A 20,033-nucleotide genomic window follows, 5' to 3' on the forward strand; every position below is an offset into this window, starting at 1 on the left:
TTCCCTAGATTCTTTTAAGTGCGTTTTTTTCTATTTAGCTTCCTTTAATTCAACGGATGGACGCTCCATGTCAACTTCAAAACGGAAAAGGTATTTAGAAGATGCATAGTAGGTGACTAAAGCAACAAAGTATGTGGGAATTCCGGCAGCCGAATAAAGGAAAAAGTCACTTGCTTCAAAAGTCAATGGATTATAGAGTGCCCAGTATACGATCGTTCCAATAACCACTGTGAGAACTGCAGACGGGTTAATGCCTTTCCAATAGGTATAAGAGCCTTGCGTATCATACAAATCCCTTATTGAAATGCGTTGGCGCTTTACAAAAAAGTAATCTGCAACGACAATGCCGCCAAGAACAGCCATAATAAAAGAAATGACAGCAATGAATGAACCAAATGCATCGTAGAACGTTGAGCTTAAAAGTAAGAATATAGTTGGTACGGTTGTACCCATCGCTATCATCCATGACTTTTTAGGGAATACAGTTTTAAAGCTGACAGCTTGTGAGTACATAAGGAAAATGGCTGCACCGACATTCCCTACCGAAAGTAAAATCAAGCCAATGAAACCGCCCCAACTTCCTGCGATTGAAAACATCCAGTCAGAAGGATTAAGTGAACCAGTGACTAATGCAGCAAGGGCCCCAACTAAAGCAGCGATACTGACGATGATTCCATAGCTGTAGAATCCTGCTTTAAATGCTCCTCCTTCGGTTTTAGATAAACGGCTGTATTGGCCAAGATATGGAAGCCATGAGAAGCCGAGACCGATGTTTAATTCCAAGGCAGTCGCGAATGAACGGGAAGTCGTTTCAAACGGCTCAGAAGGAAGTATATTGGCAACTTTCGTGAATCCCTGTCCAAACAAGACTATTGCGAGAAGGCCAAACATGAGAACCATAAAAACCGGAACGGCTACTGCGGTATATTTTTGAATCGCTACCGGTCCCCTCACCGTTACAAGAAATGCACAGATAAAGAGTAAAATTGAGAAAAACGGCGCTCCCGTTGCTTGACTTGAGAAAATGGCGGGCATCCCCATCCAATTAGCAGCCTCTGCTAACGCCTGGCCAGACATGAAAAGCGCAATGGAAATGTAGCCGAGAGTCAAAATAAGGAAAACAAAGAAAAAGATATTGGATCCGATATACCCTAGTGAACTTCGAAACCCTACAAAAGTGTCTATGCCATAACGCGCAAAATACAGGGTAATGGGAACAATCAACAGCATTGGGAAGGCGTTACCGAATAAAATCGCTGCAAGTGACTGCTTCGCATCAAGCATTGTACCTGTGTATCCACCAGTTAACAGCCCAAAAGATGAGAGGCCAATAACAACCTGGACTAAAATTAAATCGCGAAGGTTAAAAATCCGGTCACTTTTACTTGCCGGTAAAAAGCCAAAGGCCACATCCTTTGAAATGGAGGAATTCTCTTTACTCACACGCTTCTCTCCCAACTATAAAATAATGATTGCGTTGCTTGGAAATAAGGCTGTTATTGTTCTGGGGATTCTAAACAAAACTACTTTAAACAAGTGAATAGATCAGGTAGACAATGATTAAAATCATGAAAAAAATAGAGCCTGTCGCATCCTTCCATTTCATTTTGTCGATTTTCACGGCATCTTCCTGTTCATACGCAATGATCCGCTCATTCAAATCTGAATATAAACTTTTAATAAAGGGATCTTCTGAATTGATATTCTGTTGAAACTGATTCTCTTTATTCAAAATAGCTTCTCCCTCCTTTGCAAATCATGCTTTTTAGTCCCTTCTCTTTACTTTGTTGCAATAACCATGCCAATCAGAAACACTATGCTTACAAGGTTTTCAATAGGAAGAATATTCATTTTTGAAACTATTGAACAATTGTGAAACTTCTGTAATATTGAATCTAGGAAGTTTAATGAAAGGCAGGTAGACATAAATGGATCACTTCACCTCTGCACTCTTGTCTATTTACGATCAGCTTATTGTGACAGATAAAAATGGCACCATTTTGAAGTCGACCGGAACAAGGAACTCCTTATTCCATACAGTCAAATCCGCTAATGTCGGTGGTTCTATCAAAGATGTTGAACAAGATTTATTTTCTACGAGTTTGGCAGAAGAGGTAATGGGCAAAAATGAAAAAAAAAGTTTCATGCAGTCCTCATGGCAGGGTACAGAGGTGCTGGTGACGGCATACCCGATTGAATCAGGGGCATGGGTCTGGGCCTACAAAGAAATTAAAGACTCTTACCCAGATACATCAGTGGGGCAATCGGGGCCATTATTGGAAGCGAAAAAGCCATCTTTTCCATTTGTGATCCGCAGTAAACCCATGCTAGACGTTCTTCATAAAATGCAAATGGTCTGTGATGTCAGCGCAACAGTCCTTTTATTGGGGGAATCCGGTGTCGGAAAGGAAATAGCTGCCAGGGCCATACATAATATGGGTAACAGGAGCGACAGACCGTTTATACCAGTCAATTGCGGCGCCATCCCGGAAAACTTGATTGAAAGCGAACTGTTTGGCTACGTAGAAGGGGCTTTTACCAGCGCAAGGAAAGACGGGGCCAAGGGGAAATTCACACTTGCACATAAGGGTATCTTATTCTTGGATGAAGTGGGCGAGTTACCGCCTAACGTACAGGTAAAACTGCTTCGAGTCCTTCAGGAACGCGTTGTCACCCCAATTGGCAGTACGACCTCACACCCTGTTGATATTCAAGTGATTGCCGCAACAAATAAATCACTCGAAAAAATGGTGAAAAAAGGTGAATTTCGAGAAGACTTATATTATCGTCTTCATGTCGTACCTATCCATCTTCCGCCGCTTAGGAATCGTGTAGATGAAATCCCCCATCTGGTTCAATTTTTTTTACAAAAGTACAATACGCTATACAAACGAAAGGTAGCCTTCACCCCGGATGCAATCGACTTGCTATGTATCTATCAATGGCCCGGTAACGTGCGCGAACTTGAAAATACAGTTGAAAGGCTTGTGATTACAAGCGGAGTACCGGAAGTGGATGTTGCTTTGGTTAAAGAGGTCCTTCCTTTTAAAGGGCCCAAACCCACTTCAATACCTGTCATCGATTTTCTAATGCCGTTGCAAGAAGCAGTCGACCTTGTGGAGGAACAACTGATCAACATGGCAATGGAACAATACAAATCATTAAAACTAGCGGCAAAGGTACTGGAAGTCAGCCAGCCGACGATGAGCAGGAAATATAAAAAATTACGTAATAAAATTGAAGAGGCAAGCTTTTCACCAGTGAATAAACGGGCCATTTTAGAAGAACAAATAAATCAGCGGCTTCGTTCCGTTGCCGTTGTAACTGCAGCTATCATTCCAGCTGATGAGGTTATCAGTCTACAAAAAAATATGAACCGGCAAACTTCCCATTCCCAAAAATTGAAACAAAAGCTTACCCTGATTCAAGAAAAAGAAGGCGTAATTGAATGGGTTTTCATATTTATCATGACAGAGGATGGACGTCTGATTCACCTCGTTGCAGACAAAGGCTTTGTAATTGAACCGGGGGAAGAATATATCGGTCCTCCGGAAATGGTAAATGTCGCTTACCAGGCGTTTAATGGGAAAGCGGGTGTTACTCCCATTTACGAAGACCGGTACGGTGAGTGGAAAACGAGCTTTGCGCCAATAATTGATGATGACGGCAATATAGTTGCCATTGTCGGATGTGATTACAGTAAAGCCTATTTCAATTCTGAAATGCAGCGTCTACGTAAGCAACTCAATATACATGTTTGAAATTCAGGATGCAGTCATGCCGGAATTATTTCAAACCGGCTGGATGCTATAGTGAATATAAAAAAGCTGATTACAGGGGCCGTCTTGAGCGGGCTTTTGCATTCAGCTTTTTCGTTATTTTCTTTTCATTTACATTATGAAGATTATGAAGGAATTAAAATGGCATTAACGCCCGCCATTATCCGGATCCAACTGGTTTTTCCATATGACCACGCTTATATAGGTGATATGGTAGAACGTACCTGCCCGTGGGGCTTGGACCCCGTCAGGTAAACGGTTCACCCCCTACTTGTATACACGCGACAAGGCTGATCGGAACAATGATCACGTATTACATGTGAAGCTATGATACTACTAGAAGGATTTAGGGAGCTAGATGGAATATATCATTATCTTTTCATAGTTGGAGTTTATATTTTCAACTATACTGCCACGTTAGTTCCATAAAAAAGGCTGCCTAGCAACCTTCCTTATTGAAGTAAAGAGCCGTTTGTTGCATAAGAAAAAGGTTGCAGCAGCAACCCCGGATATTGAAGTATAGCACCTGTTAGCTTAACAAGGTTTGGATAGAATATTTTTCAAATTTAATGTATGTTCATTCGAATATAGGACGCATAAAGCTTCTCTCATAACTTAAAATACATTTAGTCTCTTCTGCAAATTTATATGCTTCTTGACATTCTGCATCCAATGCCATTTTTACTCGGTACTCTTCATATGCTGCTAAACTTGGGAAAGTGAATAATGCATAAGCAATATTATTAGCACCCTCATGCGGGAGGAAATACCCCTGATGTGCACCGCCTAATTTATTAACTAATCGAATCCACATCTTACCGTATTCTTCGAACTCATTTATTTTATAAGGGTCAAGAACATATTTCAGATAGCATGTAACCATTTTAATCCCCCCAAGAAAATCTATTTTTTTCCATCATAACATATAATTCTACTAACCTCCCTTGTTGTTCCATTAGAAAAAAGAGCAACCGAAGCACTATCTGATTGAAGTAAAGCACCTGATAGTTGAATAATAATCGTTACATTCATATTTCTTTATTCTGTATTAACAAAATTACAAAATTCCCCATTACCAAAAACTTCAAAAACCATCTCATTCTCGAACTCAGTTGATAACATCCATTCTATATCCTTACCTATAAGTCCATTAAAAGAAGTACCGCCTTCATCTGCTCTATTTTCAGTACAGATGTTTTATCCTGTCTCTTTAAACAATGAGTTCCAATGCTTTCTATTACCCTTGAAATATTATCATATACATTAACGTTAAATAATTACTCCCCTCATTTATCCTAAAAATTCTACATCCTTCCAATAAGGATTCATTTATATCTTCTGGAGAAATTTTGCAGGTTTTAGATTATGAACAACTGATTAAAAACTCAACTTGTATTTTAAAAATTATTTTCAAGGATATCGTTTAGAAGAGACTTCCTGAGAAACTCTCACTTCAAGCATAGTTAAATGGTAGATAGTCTCCGTTTTATCGTTCGATACTTTGCAATCTCCTGTTCATAAAGGTCATTTCCATGTGTATCATAGACAACTAAAGCAGGGAAATCCTTGACAACAAGTTCACGGACAGCCTCCGGCCCCAGATCTTCATACGCTACTACCTCCGCTGCTTGTATCTTATCGCTTAAGAGGGCAGATAGTCCGCCAATGGCAGAAAAACAAACCGCTTTTTCATTTTGGCATGAATCTTTCACAGATTGACCTCTAGGCCCTTTGCCAATTACACCTTTCACACCATATTCAAACATGGCCGGCGCATAAGGGTCCATGCGCGCAGCTGTCGTCGGGGCTATCGAGCCGATAATCTGCCCGGGCTTAGGAGGAGTTGGACCCGCGTAAAAAATAATTTGATTTCGCAAATCAATCGGTAGAGGAAGATCTTTTTCAAGAAGCCCAAGGAAGCGCTTATGGGCAGCATCTCTAGCCACATAAATCACTCCATTTAAAAAGACTTCATCTCCCGCTTGTAAACGGAGGGCATCTTCCTGAGTAAGGGGTGTTTGCAAGGTTATTTTAGCCAATATTTAGCACCTTCTTTTCTGGATTTAAAGAATGTAGGATTTTTTTCTTGCTGCATGACACTGAATATTAACCGCTACCGGTAGTGCAGTGATATGACATCCGTATGTTTCCACAGACGTCCATAAGGCTGTATTTGTTCCGCCCAGTCCCTGTGGACCAATACCTGTCTTGTTAATTTCTTCAAGTAATTCTTTTTCTAGTTGCGCAATATGTGTTTCAGAATGGTGCTTGCCGATATCACGCAAGATCGCTTTCTTAGCTATTTCCGTTACTTTATCAAAGCTCCCACCAATCCCAACACCAACCACAATCGGCGGACACGCTTTTCCACCTGCTGCTACAATCGTGTCCAGCACAAACTTCTTGACCCCCTCTGCTCCCTCTCCTGGAAGCAGAAATTTCATGGCGCTCATATTTTCACTTCCGCCGCCTTTTGGCAAAACCGTTAATTTAATTTGGTCTCCGGCAACGATTCTGGTGTGTATCACACCCGGCGTATTATCGTTTGTATTCTTTCGGAGTAACGGATCTCCGACGATGGAGTTGCGCAAATAGCCTTCTTTATAGCCTTTTCGAATTCCTTCGTGGATTGCCTCTTCAAAATTTCCACCTTCAATGTATACTTCCTGCCCCAATTCAACAAAAACCACCGTCAATCCTGTATCATGGCAGTACGGCCGATCTTCTGTTGCGGCCACTTGAGCGTTTTCAATGAGCTGCTCAATAATGGATCTTCCTAACGGCGACTGTTCGGATTCTCTCGCTTTATAAAATCCTTCTACAATGTCCTCTGGCAGGTTGTAACATGCCTCCCAGCAAAGTGTTGCAACTGTGTCACGAATTTGATCAACGGAAACCTTTCTCATGCTTTAACCACCCTTATATTTTTTGACTTTCATTATCCATTATCTTAAGATGCAATATCCGTGCTAACATTGCCGCAGCTTACATTTATCTCTCAAAAAAATGAACAAATTCCTTTGTTTACACGGTTTTATCCAGAATGACTCAGCTCCAGCCAAAATGATAATTTCCAATTATTATATCCCGTTACTTAGATCAAAAATTGAAACTTGATACTCTCTAATTAAAGTTTTATTTTGCGGTGATCTTCTTTCACTATCCTGCACCTTAGTCTGCACAGATGAATTTCTTCTCTTTAGATCGGACAACCTCAAAGTTTTCAAAGCTTTTATATGCAACCCACATGTTAAAATAAACAAAAAAACTTATCCCGAAAAATGGAATCAACCCTGTAAAATAACTAAAGAAATAATAGGTGGATAGACTACCGATAAGCATAAAGATTAACGTAGTTGGTCGTAAAAACCCAATTTTTAGAGCATGAGTCACATATTGATAGACCTTCAAATCATAATGAACAAAAACCGGGAAAATATATAGAAGAGTCATAAAATATACCATACCAATCAAGATCATAAGATAATTCATAATGGTGTAAAAAGTACCTTCAAATTGGCGAAAGAAATATAAGTCAAAATACCAAAAAAAACCTATGAGCGTTATTTTGAGACCCAAACCATTTGCCCGAATAAATTCTGTTCGATACGTACTCCAAAACGTTTTAATGACTGAAATATCCTCTTCACCCATTGCAGTTTTCCTAGCAATTGCAAACATTGCGACAGTACTGGGAATAATCCCTAAAATGACTCCACCTAATAAAGTGAAAATGATCCATAAAAGATTTAAATACGCAAAATGTGTGATCCATTTACAAAGATTATAGATTCCCGTTAATAGTCGGCTCATCTCCATTTCGCATTCCTCCTTCCATGATGTTCAACATGATCGTATTTTAGTTCTGCAGAGAAGCCAATAGGCCTCTCTCTTTTGCAGAACTTAGTTTTCTATGAATTTTTCACTTTTGGGGCATTTAATATTTCTTCAATATAAATAGGCCTATTTTCTTTAGAAGAACGCCAGACAGCCTCACCTGTTGCAACAGCATAGGCTCCATCTACACTTCCTGAAAGAATTGGGTAAGGTCTTGTTGGATCTTCACCCAGAAAAATATCTTCCTGAATAACTGGATCTCCTCCACCATGTCCGCCTTCTCTTTTCAAAACATGAATCGTCTCTTTAGAACCAAAGAGTGGAAAATACTCGATTGTCTGCTCAGGGACTGGAAAAGGGACACGGGCTGGTGCATGAAACTCTGTCGTTTCGAGACGTCCTTTTGTACCATTAATAACTAACCGGTATCCTTCATATGGTAAAGAGAAATTGATAGAATAACTTAATAGGGCGCCTTTATCATATTTGATAGTTGCAGTATAAGTGTCTTCAATTTCAATATCTGAATCAAAGATACATTGATCTGTTCGGTAATTCGTATACGCATTCCTTCGACGGGCGTCGGAATCGATATGATCGTCTTGAACGTTTAAGCTATTGCTTCTTGAATTCCATCGACTATAATAGGAGCATTGACTCTTTTGGTTACAAGTAACACAATAGCGTCCGTCTTCTTCTTCAGGATTATGCTCACTTTTATTTCCATAGTAATTGAGAGCACCAAAGGAAAATACTTCAACAGGTTTTTGATCAAGCCACCAGTTCACTAAATCAAAATGATGTGAGCTTTTATGAATGGAAAGGCCCCCGGAAAATTCCCTATTTCGATTCCAGCGTTGGAAATAACTAGAGCCATGGTAGGTATCAATATACCAATTTAAATCAACCGAAGTAATCCGCCCCACTTTCCCTTCAAGGATTAATTCCTTCAATTTTGTGTGGAAAGGACTGTAACGGTAATTAAATGTAACCGTAACTTTCCCTTTACTATCCTCTTCTGCTTCTAGTATTCTTTTACAGTCAGCTGCTGTCGTAGCCATTGGCTTTTCAGTGATAACATCTAAATCATGTTGTAACGCCTTCAAAATATATTCGACATGTGTATCATCTCTACCCGTAACAATAATGACATCAGGCTTTGTTTCATATACCATTTTTTCAAATTCATTATCACAATACTCTAGTACATCATGAATTTGCGGAAACTCTTCCTTACAAACGTTGAATCGTTTTGGGTCCTTGTCTAGTAAAGCAACTAGTTGACTGGTTTTGGAGAATTTTTCAAGAATCGGTTTAATAAACATCCCGTTTGCTCTTTTACTTACACCACAAACTGCAAACTTTTTCATGATTTACACCCCATTCTTAATTTGAAATTATCCCTTTTTACAGCTTAGGCAATAATTTTTGCATTTCTATACACGCTAGAATAAAAGAACCAACACCATGCAAATCATTTTCACAGGTTGGGCGATCTAAATAATGCTGATAATCCCCTACTCCTGTACCGATACAAATTTCAGGCATTAAAAACAATCCATTGTCATTAAACTCCATTCGATCTAACAAACCTCTATATCCTTTAATAGCAAACTCTTTAAACCTTTCATCCGTATGACCATCATTTATGGCACGAGCAATGGTATAAACAAATAATGCTGCACAAGAGGTTTCCAGCCAATTATTGATGTCATGACCTTTGTCAACTACTTGATGCCAAAGCCCAGTATCTTCATCTTGGAATTGAACAAGTCCTGTAATGAGATCCTGTAACGCTTTTACAATTTCTGGTCGTGAAGGATGGTCTTTTGGCAAGAATGCTAAAATCTCATTAAATGTAATACCATACCAGCCGATTGCTCTTCCCCAAAACTCGGGTGACTTTCCAGTATCTGGGTCAGCCCATGACTGCTGTCTTTTCTCATCCCAGGCATGATAGAACAAACCAGTCTTTTCATCCCTCGTATGTTTTCTCATTAATCTTTCTTGTTCAATCACCATTTCTAGTAATTCTGGTGCACCATACTCTTTTCCGTAATTCATGGCAAATACACCACCCATATACAAGCCATCCAACCACATTTGATACGGGTATTTATCCTTGTGCCAAATGCCTCCAGCAGATGTTCTATTAAATGTTGTAAACATATTTTTCAACTTTGTTGCAGCAATTTTATATCTTGGATCATTGGTTTCTTTGTCTAATGTAAATAGTAATAGCCCAGCCTGAATAGCATCTAACTCTTCACGATTAAAATAAAAGTTTCCATCCTCATCAATAATATTGTCCACGTATCCTTTTATATAGTGGAAGTAATCTTCCCTGCCAATGATTTCATTAAGCTGCAACATACTATATAAAAATACCCCTTGGTGGTAATGCCATCTATTTTCAGGTGGAAGTTGTGCTGGTGTATATGTTGCTATTAATGAATCACAGGCCGCCTTCCCCCAGTCCAAAGGGGTTTGAAGTTGTTTTTGTCTATCACTCTTGTTCACTAACACCATTATTGAGCCACTCCTTCGTTTCCTATTTTAAGATTTCAAACCACTTGTACTAATCCCGTCAACGATATAACGTTGGAAAATAAAGAAGATAATGAATACTGGGATAAGGCTAATGGTTGACATTGCAAACATTGCACCCCAGTTCGTTACAGAGTTTGGATCAGAAAATAATTTTAAGGCCAATGATACTGGGTATTTCTCAGGTGTTGTTAAATAAAGCAGTGGACCCATGAAATCGTCCCAACGCCAATAGAATGAGAAAATCGCCGCAGTCATCATAGCAGGTACCACTAATGGGCATATAATCCTAAAAAATATTCCAAATGTACCGCATCCATCAATTTTTGCAGCTTGATCTAACTCCGTTGGAATCGTACGGATAAATTGAATGATTAAAAAGATAAAAAATGGTGCACCAAAAAATGTTGGTAATATAAGCGGCAAATAGGTGTCAATCCATCCAAAACCATTAAACATGATATATTGAGGTATCATTACCATTTCATATGGAAGCATCATGGTAAGCATCATACAAACAAACCAGAGTTTTTTTCCAACAAAATTAATACGTGCGAAGCCGTATGCAATAAGAGTAGAAGAAAGGACACTACCGATTGTGGAAATTATTACAATAACTAACGAGTTTGTAAAAAAGGTTGTAAACGTAATTCCGCCAAACCCTTTCCAACCTTCAATATAGTTCTCAAAGTGAAATGCATCTGGAATAATTTTATGTGCTTCAACAAAGACTGTTGAACTTTCTTTAAGAGAACTGCCAACCAGCCAAGCAAGAGGATAGAGCATGAGTAAGGTAAAGAGTATCATCGTGACATGTTGTGTAACTTTTTTTAATTTCTTTTTACTTTGTGTATTCATAAACATACCCTCCTTATTTTATTTTTGTTCACCTTCGTAATGGACCCACTTATCTGAACTTTTGAATATGAATGCAGTAAGGAGAGCAATGATAACTAACATTACCCAAGCCATTGCCGATCCATAGCCCATTTCGAAAAATTCAAATGCCCTTCTATACATATAAAGAACAAACAACACTGTACTATTCATAGGTCCCCCATTTGTTACGATAAAGCTTGGTGTAAATGCCATAAAACCATTGATTACCTGCATAACAGTATTAAATAGAATAACCGGGGTCAATAAAGGTAATGTAATCTTGAAAAATTGCTGGATGGGACGTGCCCCATCCACACTAGATGCTTCGTAATATGTTTTTGGAATATTTCGCAATCCAGCTAAAAAGATCAACATGGAAGAGCCAAATTGCCAGCCATATAAAACGATAAGAGTCCAAATGGCCGTACCTGGGTCACCTAACCAAGAATGGGTCGGAAGTCCTAATGTATCTAATATGGAGTTAAAAGCTCCGTCATTTCCGAATAACTGTCTCCACATGATAGAGATCGCAATACTTCCACCTACTACTGATGGTAAGTACAACATTGTTCTATACAATCCAACCATTTCTGTAATCTTATTTAGTGCAAGTGCCACTAGTAAGGCAAAAACAAGTCGAATAGGTACAGCAACTCCTGCATAAAAGAATGTAGTCTTCATCGAAGTCCAAAACATCGCATCATTGGTGAACATACGTTGATAGTTATCAAGACCAGTCCAAGTGGGTGTTCCTAACAAATCATATTCCGTAAAAGACAAATATAAAGAGTAAAGAACTGGATAGAGTGTTAAACACATTAATCCAATGAGGAAAGGTGAGATAAAAAGATAACCAGTTAAATTTTCATAACCCGATTTTTTCTTTCTGGACTTTAAAATCTTCACTGGATTATAAGTAATTTTCTTGTTTGGAAAATGTACAACTGAGTCATGCTGTTCAGATTTTTTTGGTATCATAACCCTCATCTCTTTCTTATTAAATATAGTCGTTTAAAGGTTGCATCTACGTACTGCTAGTTTAATTTTTAATAGAAGTGAGTGAGTATTGTAAAAAAGAGGTCTGAAAGAAGATGGAGACCAGGACCACTTTGTTCCTTATCGGCTTAAAATCTCTTTCGCTTGTTTTCTAAATTCCTTAGCACCTTCTTTAGGAGTCATTTCCCCATAAATAACTAACTCATCAATGTCTGCCAATGCTTGTAATACTTCAGCAGCTGCAGATGGGAAGTTATCAATTGGAGAGCTATTTTCAGTAACTAATGAAATGTAATCAAATATTTTCTTTTCTGTTTCACTTAAGTTAGATGCCATTGCGTCTCTAATTTCTTGCTTTAGGGGAACTCCACGGTCTGAACCACCAATTTCATAAACTTTAATATTGTTTACAAAGAAGTTGATGAATTTAGCAGCTTCTTCTTTATGCTTGGATGATTCTGGAATGGACCATAGCATGGCAGGTTTTAAAAACATTCCTTGTGCATTTCCCTTACCAGGAAGAAGTGTTAATTCCAATTGTTTACCAGCAGCACTCGTAAGCGCTCCAACTTGGTTGGACCAACGGAAGTCAAATGCAGCTTTCCCATGGACGATAAGTTCGTCTTCAACTCCCTTAATTTGTTGAATCACATCATATCCTGGTGCTGCACCAGAATCTACTAACGTTTTATTCATTTCCATAAAGTCAACCAATAGTTGGTCATCATCATATCCTAATCCTGTTCCATCTTCATTAAATAACTTGAAGCCTTTTTCTCTTAAATAATATTCAAAATGATTTCCTGGCTCTAAAAGTCTTGTACCATAAGTATCTAATTCACTGTGAACCTTGTTTGCAGCGGTCAAGAAATCCTCCCATGTCCAATTTGCATCTGGAAGTGCCGTCCCTGCCTTTTCAAGCATTTCTTTATCATAAATAGCTGCCAGCGCGTTGGCTCCAGTTGGAATTCCTATAATCTTTCCTTCCTGTGTACCGGATTCCATGATCGTTTCACTTACACCTTTTACATCAATCGTCCCATTTTCCACAAATTCTGAAAGGTCAGCCAATAGCCCTTTATCAGCATATTGATTTAAATACTCACCAAAATTTTGTTGCATAATATCAGGTAGGTTGTTCCCGGCGGCTTGTGCAGCCATCTTTTCGAAATATCCATCAAACCCTGTAAACTCTGGCACAATGTTAACGTTAGGATTTTCTTGCTCATAAAGATCAATAATAGCTTGTGTCTGGTCATGTCTACTTTGAGAACCCCACCATGACATTCTTAAGGTAATCTTTTCAGACCCATCTTCTTTCTGATTTTCTTTTTCATTACCTGCATCATTTGAAGCTTTGTTTCCTGAACAAGCACTGAGCACTAATGTAAAAATAATCATTAGTACAAATAAAAGATTTTTCTTTTTCATCCTGGAACCAACCTCCCTATTCATTTCGAAAGCTTTATTGAAAACGCTTTCTAAATTAATAATAAATTAACTGAGTTTTCTAAAAAATAGAATTTTCAGATATCTATGTGAAAAAATCAGTGGTCTTTTTATTTTTCTGACAAAAAAAAACTGTTGAGTTATTTTACAACTCAACAAGCTAACTTAGGAGCAAATTACTTTTATATTCTGAAGGTGTAAACCCTGTTTGTTTTTTAAATAGTTTGCTAAAATATCCCGGATTATTCCCAAATCCAACTTCTTCAGCCACCGTAATCATTTTAACTTCTTCTTGGCTTCCTATTATTTCAATTGCTTTTTCCACTCTTCGATTAACCAGATAGCTAGAAAATTTTTCTCCTGTCTCCTTCTTGAAAAGCTTTCCTAAATAATCTGGATTCATATAAAAAACATCATTTGCAATCTTGGATAATGATATGGACTCGTCAGATATGTTCTTTTCTACATATTCTATCACTTTTCGTATGACATCACTTTGTGTTTCCTTGGTGTGATCATAATTATTTTGTGCAATCTCTACGCATATGCTTTCAATAAAATCTTTATACTGGCCTAAATTCGAAAAGTCTTTGAAATAAATGATTCGTTGAAACAGTTCATCAATCATTTCCCTTTTTGCTTGTCTTATGATGCTCATATAAATCTCTAAACAATGTGATTTCACCAAGTTAATGTCATATTTTTCCTTTTTGAAATATTCAAAGAATTGATTTAAATATTGTTTAACCTCTGAAATATTCCCACTTCTAATTGAAAAAATAAAATCCTCGTGATCAAGCAATAGAATATTATCAAAATATAATTTTTCTTTATGCAAGTCATTAACTGTTATAATACTTCCATTTCCTAAATAAAAACGCTGTGATAGACAATCGATAACCTCGTGGTAAAGCCTTCGCAGTTGATAAATACTTCCAACATTACTTATGCCCGTAGTGAATTCCAATTTATAGATAGTTGAAAACACTTCTTTTACGTTCTTAATTTTTTCTATCAGTATTTGATTTGGACAGCTTTCACACAAAATGACAATTCTTTCACCAATTATTGTACAAAGTTGGATGGTATAGTTGTTATTTAAACGATCAACAGCAATCTCCTTTAAGGCAAAAATTTTCTCAAAATCATGACCTTCATCCTCATCAATCTCTAAAACAACTAATTTGAACTTCTGTGATGTTACTTTAATTTCAAATAATTGGCTGAAGTATTCCCATTCAGGTATCCCACATTTTTTATTTGTAATAAACTCCTTAAGGAATTGCTCTTTCGCTTTAGGCATTACATCTTGCAGGTTTTTTTTTATACTTGTTACCACCTGTTCCTTTTCTTTTTCTTTGTTTAATTCATCTATAACATTTTTTAGTGCTTCTTCAATTTTTGATTCATTGCTCGGTTTAAGTAAATAGTACTTGACATTGTATTGCATGACCTTTTTCGCATATTCAAATTCGTCATAACCTGAGAGGATAATAAATTTAATATGCGGAAAAATAGAGTGAACTTTTTCAATCAGTTCAACTCCACTCAGCCCTGGCATTTTAATATCTGAAATCACAATATCAGGAGGATTTTCCTGGATGAAATCAAAAGCAATCCGTCCATTATGTGCTTTTTTTATAAGAGTTGCCCCACAATTCTCCCAATTTACAAGAGACGCTATCCCCTCTAGGATATTAATTTCATCATCTGCTATCAGTACCTTATACATGATATGTTTCACCCCATCCTACATGGTAATGTGATAATGACCCTCGTACCTTTCCCTTTCTCACTTTCCATTTGTATTCCATAAGAACTGCCAAACATGAGTTTAATTCTATCATTGATATTTCGTAATCCTATTCCGGTGCCCTTTGGCTTAATTTCTCCCTTAAAGATAGACGTAATAGTCCCCTGATTCATTCCTGGGCCATTATCTTCTACAACAATATGAAGATCTTCATTATCTAAAGTATAAATATCGACTGTTATACTACATCCGGATTCGGATTCCTCCACCCCATGCTGAATAGCGTTTTCAACAATGGGTTGAATGGACAGTTTAGGAATAAGATAATGTTCAATATCGGTCAAGCTATTTAAAGTGAAATGAAGTCGTTCCTGATATCGATATTTTTGTATGGTAATATAGTTTTCAACAATCTGCAGTTCTTCTTTAATAGAAATAAGCGGGGCCTTTTTACTAATGATATTTCTCATCATATTCCCTAATGCTTCAACCATAATATAGATTTTGGGTTGTTTATTGATTTTTGCAATCCAGTTAATAGAGTCTAAGGTGTTGTATAAAAAGTGAGGATTTATTTGTGCTTGCAATGCCTTATACTCTGTTTCCTTTATCATCAATAGTTTTTCATAATTTTCTTTAATTAAAACATTTATTTTATTGATCATCGTTTGAAAATCTTTATGTAATTGTCCCACTTCATCATTCGAATACTTTCCTTCCCTAAATACTGATGGTTCAAATCTTCCTTTTTGGACTTGTTTCATTTTTTCGGTTAATCCTTCTAGAGGTTTAGATAAAGCACTTGCAGCTCTTCTGCTCAAGAAAATCGTAAGCAATATCATAAAAAATAAATACAGAACCATCCAGTGTTTGATAATAGTAGTTTGCTCAGTAATAGTGTCATAAGGAAGAAAGTGGTAGTATGTTAAATTAGAAAACTCCGAATCTTGAAATGCCACTAAATAGTCTTTCCCATCAATATCCATAATTTCGTAACCGCTTTCATTTCTCCCTTTCGGAAAACTATGTTTTTCTAATTCGTTCAAATCACTCCTATAAACGATTTCATCGTCTTTAACAATGACAAAACCGTTATCGGAGGGGATTTTTAAACTCCCTCGAATGAGGTTATCCATATCGATGGTTATCATTAATGTACCTAGCAATTCTAGACTTAAATTTTTTTTATCTCTGATCATTCTTGCTGCTGTTAACTTATTTTGATTTTCCATTCCATCCCATACATTCGTCCCTTTTTTCGAAAGGGCAAGGGGAACAATTTCCTCTGCATTGTGTTTTATTTTTGTATTATACCCGGCTATGTAGGTTCCTCCCTGATTATCTATAATCTGAAGGGAAGATATATATCTTTCTTGGGTTGCGAATGAAACTAATCCCTCTATTAATTTGTCTTTTGTTCTATAGGTTTCAAATACTTTTGGGTTCTTAATTATTTGCTTCAATGAATTTTGAACAAAATTATCAGTACTAATCTGAAAGGATAGTTGTTCCATCTTTTTTAATTCATTATCTAAAACAGCTGAAGATAATTGAAGGGTTTTTGCTGATTCTTTGTAAATTTGCTCTTCATACATTCTTGAAAAATAATGAAATGCGATTATTCCTATCAAACAAAATACGACTAATAACAACAACATAATGGAAAATATCTTATCCTTTATTTTAAAGTGAAAAAAAAAGTATTTCATATTCATTATAATCAACCCTCAATTTTTACTACTTTTCTTAATATTACGATAATAACTGCATAATTTCTCTTTTTCAATGGTATAAGGGCACTATTTAATTTCCTATTCAATAAAACAGAAGGCTATGTAAAAATTAACCTCCTTTCCCTATCCTATGCACCTTTTCTTTTCTTTTGTTTGATTTTTTTATTGCTCAATTTATAAACAATTGAAAATACTACAGCTAATCCTGCAACTTCACCTAATGAAGCAGCAATTGCCCCGTTAATACCATTCCACTCTGGGAAGAAGTATAGAAAGATAGCTAGACTGATTATGACCGTTATTAGATTTACTACTTGAGAAAGTACCATACGCTTTGTCTTTCTTTGAAGCATAAGAAATCCATTAAGAAAGTCTACAATTGGAAAAATAAGCGTTTTTAATATAAAGAATTTCAGAACTCCAATTGTTGTTGCCGCTAAGACTGGATCTGCCCCCATAGCAACCTTCATAAACCAACTGCCTAATGGTGAAAAGCACAATACTGTAAGTAAGATAGAGGGAGTAAGACCTATTAATAAAGTAAAATTAATTACTTTCTTTTTATTTTTTTCATAAAATTGCAAAACAATCTGGTGTGTATACATAAAAAAACTTAAAGTCATGTTCGTGATACTATGTGCAAGAGCAAAGGAAGCGATTCCCATTTGAATATTTTCGGATTTTGCCAAAAAAACATAAACAATTGGAATCATCATCGTTTGAAAAATGAAATAAAATACCAATGGAGTATAAAAATATACGATATCAGACTTTCGTAAATTAGAGGATTCGGTTGTACTCGGATATTCCTTAATAAGGAAATGGCCCTTCCATACGCTAATGAGACATTCAATGATCATCCCTGCTAAGAAAATAACCGCTCCCGCAACACTCGTTACATAATCAACCTTAACTAACAAAAAAGAGATAACAAACATGGTAACTAATCTTACAATTACCCCAATCGTAATCCACTTTGTTTCAAGATGATTGATAATAATCCCTTGATAAATACCACGTATCCCGGAAAATATTAATACGAGAATGATAATTTTAAAGGTTTGTGAAATAGTGTGAACCATATTTTCATCTGCATTAAATAAATGGACATACATCCAGTCGCCTATCCTGCTAAATGCCAATATAGAACAAAACAATAGAACGATTCCAATTACATACATAAAAAATACAGCAAGAAGTTTAAAAGATTGTTTGTCATTTACTAAAGCTGAACTTGTTTGTCTAAACACTATTATCGGTCTTTCAACAATTTGGAAAAGAGAAAAAGCTACTGCATAGCAAGCAATAATAAAGGCGGCATCTTCTGTGCGTGTTAAAGTACCATTAATAATGAGGTGTGTTATAGATGTTAAGCTGGCAGAAAATCCTAATGGAATAAAAAAAGCACTAAGCTGCTTATAGGAAACCTGGCTATTTAAGCTTTTCAACGCAAATTACCTCTTTTCTCTATAATATTGGTTATTCAAACACAAAATAACAACGTTGTTATTAACAATACATGACTATAAGTAAAACAACAAATACTTTTTTTCACAAAAATCAGAATTATTAATTTTCATACACTTTCTAAATGATTTTATCCTTTTTAACATATTAGTTTTTATGATCTTAATTATTTAGTCATGGTTATCTTGTTATTCACAAAGTTTTTCCTTATCATTAATAACAATGTTATTATTTCTGGTTATTTTTTTGGGGGGGAATCATTATTTGGGAACTACTATTAAAGATATAGCCAATGTTTCAGGAGTTAGTTTTTCTACTGTTTCAAAAGCATTAAATAATAGCCCACTTGTTAAACTTGAAACGAAATTAAAAATATTGAAAATTGCTGAAGAAATGGGATATGAACCTAATTTTGCAGCTCGAAGACTAGTTTCAAAGGAAACGAAAATAATTGGTTTAGTTTGGCCTTCTATAGAAAGAATTGCATTATCAACACTTGTTACAAAAATTAATGCTGAAATTGAAAAAAATGACTATTCCATGATTTTATCAATCAATTCCACTAAATCAGCAGTTGAAAAATTTAAACGGTTTCAAGTGGACGGAATCATTATTTTTGAGGAAAACGATAACCAAATAGACTACTTATTATCTTCAAAAATCCCTATCATATCTTATGGGCATTGTAATAATCAAACCACTATACCTTATATAGATGTAAACTATAAAAAAGCCATGTATCTTGCCGTTGAGTATCTATATAAATTAGGACACAAGGATATTTCATATATTGGTGATTTTTCACTAAATGATTCACGTCAAACAGAAAAGTATGCGGGTTTTTTAGAAGCAATGAAACAATTTAATTTACAAATTATAGGTCAATCACTTATAAATACTGGTGGCCTTGATTGGCAAAATGGTTATAGGGCAACAAATCGTCTACTACAGTCTTCCAAAATCCCTTCTGCCATTATAGGTGGTAGTTATGATATTAGTGGTGGGATTATCCGGGCTGTAATGGAAAATAACTTAATCATTCCAAAAGATATTTCTATTATTGGCTATGACAACATTCCAAAAATGGGAGACCTAGAAACTCCATTAACAAGTATTGGTGTACCAGTAGAAATTCTAGCAAAAAAAATAACGGACTCTCTTTTTCAACAAATTCAAAACCCTAATTCCGTCCCACTTATTCAAAAGCTTAAGCCTGAATTAAAAGAGAGAATCTCATGTGCCCAAGTAAAAAAGGATTGAACTAACATAAAATCCTTTTTTTCTACATAGTCATCCTTATTAAAACTCTAATAAACTAGTTGAATTTCCCATTTTTTCTATCTAATAACATTATTCATCAATAATATTAATCCCTCTTCTAAGTTGATCAACTAAATAATACGTGTACTTTTCATCCCAATCATACTGATTTATTTTCGTCTGCTATTATTGAAACTTAAAATCCTATAAGAAGTGTAGCTATTGCAGACACAGCTGGTTTTACTGATCAGGTTTTTGGACTGAGCCATCTACTTCGTTTTCGGTTTGCACCTCACCTTTGATACCTGTCTGCTTTAATTGCTGATCACTTTC

At 36.2% G+C, this 20,033-nt stretch carries 17 protein-coding genes and 1 pseudogene; 4 read left to right on the forward strand and 14 right to left on the reverse strand.

Translation table 11 applies throughout. The features are described from left to right. Window positions 1-30: 30 nt before the first annotated feature. Both ACDZ29_RS26870 and ACDZ29_RS26875 read right to left on the reverse strand, forming a co-directional pair. A complete protein-coding gene (locus ACDZ29_RS26870; protein WP_375089325.1) occupies window positions 31-1,443 on the reverse strand; it encodes a purine-cytosine permease family protein in 1,413 nt (470 codons plus the stop codon). Window positions 1,444-1,528: 85 nt separating this feature from the next. After that, window positions 1,529-1,732, reverse strand: a complete 204-nt coding sequence (locus ACDZ29_RS26875; RefSeq protein WP_375089326.1) for a hypothetical protein — start codon at window positions 1,730-1,732, stop codon at window positions 1,529-1,531. A 196-nt stretch (window positions 1,733-1,928) separates the two neighbouring features. On the opposite strand from ACDZ29_RS26875, the gene ACDZ29_RS26880 reads away from it, so the two are divergent. Together ACDZ29_RS26880 and ACDZ29_RS26885 are read left to right on the forward strand one after the other, a co-directional pair. After that, the gene (locus ACDZ29_RS26880) at window positions 1,929-3,761 is read left to right on the forward strand and encodes a sigma 54-interacting transcriptional regulator (RefSeq protein ID WP_375089327.1); all 1,833 of its coding nucleotides are present in this window, start codon (window positions 1,929-1,931) and stop codon (window positions 3,759-3,761) included. Between the two features lie 51 nt (window positions 3,762-3,812). Next, the gene (locus tag ACDZ29_RS26885) at window positions 3,813-4,034 is read left to right on the forward strand and encodes a hypothetical protein (RefSeq protein WP_375089328.1); all 222 of its coding nucleotides are present in this window, start codon (window positions 3,813-3,815) and stop codon (window positions 4,032-4,034) included. Window positions 4,035-4,356: 322 nt separating this feature from the next. Here ACDZ29_RS26885 and ACDZ29_RS26890 read toward each other — a convergent pair whose 3' ends face one another. From ACDZ29_RS26890 to ACDZ29_RS26945, 12 genes are all read right to left on the reverse strand, one after another. Continuing rightward, complete coding sequence (locus tag ACDZ29_RS26890) at window positions 4,357-4,662, reverse strand: NIPSNAP family protein (RefSeq protein WP_289325505.1); 306 nt, start codon at window positions 4,660-4,662, stop codon at window positions 4,357-4,359. Window positions 4,663-5,242: 580 nt separating this feature from the next. Continuing rightward, entirely contained in the window at window positions 5,243-5,818 is a 576-nt protein-coding gene (locus ACDZ29_RS26895) for a FumA C-terminus/TtdB family hydratase beta subunit (RefSeq protein WP_375089329.1), read from the reverse strand. 24 nt (window positions 5,819-5,842) lie between these two features. Beyond that, on the reverse strand, window positions 5,843-6,685 hold the full coding sequence (locus ACDZ29_RS26900) for a fumarate hydratase (RefSeq protein ID WP_375089331.1): 843 nt from the start codon (window positions 6,683-6,685) through the stop codon (window positions 5,843-5,845). A 265-nt stretch (window positions 6,686-6,950) separates the two neighbouring features. Beyond that, window positions 6,951-7,598 (reverse strand): YesL family protein, encoded by a 648-nt coding sequence (locus ACDZ29_RS26905; protein WP_370015554.1) that lies wholly within the window; start codon window positions 7,596-7,598, stop codon window positions 6,951-6,953. Between the two features lie 92 nt (window positions 7,599-7,690). Next, a complete protein-coding gene (locus ACDZ29_RS26910; RefSeq protein ID WP_375089333.1) occupies window positions 7,691-8,986 on the reverse strand; it encodes a Gfo/Idh/MocA family protein in 1,296 nt (431 codons plus the stop codon). A 37-nt stretch (window positions 8,987-9,023) separates the two neighbouring features. Beyond that, complete coding sequence (locus ACDZ29_RS26915; protein ID WP_375089334.1) at window positions 9,024-10,145, reverse strand: glycoside hydrolase family 105 protein; 1,122 nt, start codon at window positions 10,143-10,145, stop codon at window positions 9,024-9,026. Window positions 10,146-10,172: 27 nt separating this feature from the next. Next, window positions 10,173-11,021: a carbohydrate ABC transporter permease gene (locus ACDZ29_RS26920; RefSeq protein ID WP_370015557.1), complete on the reverse strand. Its 849-nt coding sequence runs from the start codon at window positions 11,019-11,021 to the stop codon at window positions 10,173-10,175. Window positions 11,022-11,039: 18 nt separating this feature from the next. Continuing rightward, window positions 11,040-11,963 (reverse strand): carbohydrate ABC transporter permease, encoded by a 924-nt coding sequence (locus ACDZ29_RS26925; RefSeq protein ID WP_370017066.1) that lies wholly within the window; start codon window positions 11,961-11,963, stop codon window positions 11,040-11,042. Window positions 11,964-12,158: 195 nt separating this feature from the next. Next, entirely contained in the window at window positions 12,159-13,469 is a 1,311-nt protein-coding gene (locus tag ACDZ29_RS26930; RefSeq protein ID WP_375089336.1) for an ABC transporter substrate-binding protein, read from the reverse strand. 178 nt (window positions 13,470-13,647) lie between these two features. Continuing rightward, on the reverse strand, window positions 13,648-15,219 hold the full coding sequence (locus tag ACDZ29_RS26935; protein ID WP_375089337.1) for a response regulator: 1,572 nt from the start codon (window positions 15,217-15,219) through the stop codon (window positions 13,648-13,650). 8 nt (window positions 15,220-15,227) lie between these two features. After that, window positions 15,228-16,835 (reverse strand): sensor histidine kinase, encoded by a 1,608-nt coding sequence (locus ACDZ29_RS26940; RefSeq protein WP_375089339.1) that lies wholly within the window; start codon window positions 16,833-16,835, stop codon window positions 15,228-15,230. A gap of 266 nt (window positions 16,836-17,101) precedes the next feature. After that, window positions 17,102-18,421 carry a multi antimicrobial extrusion protein MatE gene (locus ACDZ29_RS26945; protein WP_370015563.1) on the reverse strand — a complete coding sequence of 440 codons (1,320 nt, stop codon included), beginning with the start codon at window positions 18,419-18,421 and terminating at the stop codon, window positions 17,102-17,104. A gap of 283 nt (window positions 18,422-18,704) precedes the next feature. Here ACDZ29_RS26945 and ACDZ29_RS26950 point away from each other — a divergent pair, with 283 nt between their 5' ends. Beyond that, a complete protein-coding gene (locus ACDZ29_RS26950; protein WP_375089340.1) occupies window positions 18,705-19,700 on the forward strand; it encodes a LacI family DNA-binding transcriptional regulator in 996 nt (331 codons plus the stop codon). A gap of 227 nt (window positions 19,701-19,927) precedes the next feature. After that, window positions 19,928-19,999, forward strand: a pseudogene (locus tag ACDZ29_RS26955) (Tn3 family transposase); the annotation flags it as partial. Window positions 20,000-20,033: the final 34 nt, after the last annotated feature.

Origin of the sequence: Peribacillus sp. RS7 (genome assembly GCF_041956845.1) — a bacterium.
Classification (GTDB): Bacteria; Bacillota; Bacilli; order Bacillales; family DSM-1321; genus Peribacillus.